We start from the raw sequence: 500 nt of genomic DNA, 5'->3' as shown, positions 1-500 counted from the left end.
ATTTGTATTCGCACCATCAAATACATTTTCTGCGTTCAGTTCCACATCGTACCAAGTGTATTCTGCGTTAACTAAAAAGTTATCCGTTACTTTGAAACCCACACCGGCACCAGCAAATACACCTTCGTCATCTTTGTTCCCATGGAATCCAGCAACGTTATAATCTGTCGAATACCACATTTGGCCACCTTTCGCGTACACATCCACTCTATCGGTGATTGGAGCCGTCACTTTCAATGCTGCGGTATAACCATCCGTCTCTGCATTAGCCAAGTTGTTACCATAGCTACCAAAATCAATGTAGCCACCTTCCAACGCTAAGTAACGGTTAAAGCGATACCCCACCAATGCTTGCATTGCATCGCTGTCGTCATCGAAATCATCTTGTCCATCAACTTTTAAATAACCGTAGTTCGCACCTATATAAACGCCATGATCTTTGGAGTCCGCTGCGTAAGATAAAGTACTAAACGTTGTTAGAGAAAATAGACCAACCAGAG

1 protein-coding gene is annotated in these 500 nt (G+C 43.0%); it reads right to left on the bottom strand.

Features of this window, described 5'->3' with window-relative positions:
• On the bottom strand, positions 1-498 hold a 498-nt coding region (locus R7O13_RS31465), incomplete at its 3' end, for a porin family protein (RefSeq protein ID WP_318305813.1).
• Positions 499-500 lie beyond the last annotated feature (2 nt).

Source organism: Vibrio sp. Y176 (assembly GCF_033438945.1).
Note: the sequence above shows the minus strand (reverse complement) of the source record. Positions and strands in the feature narration are given on the sequence as shown.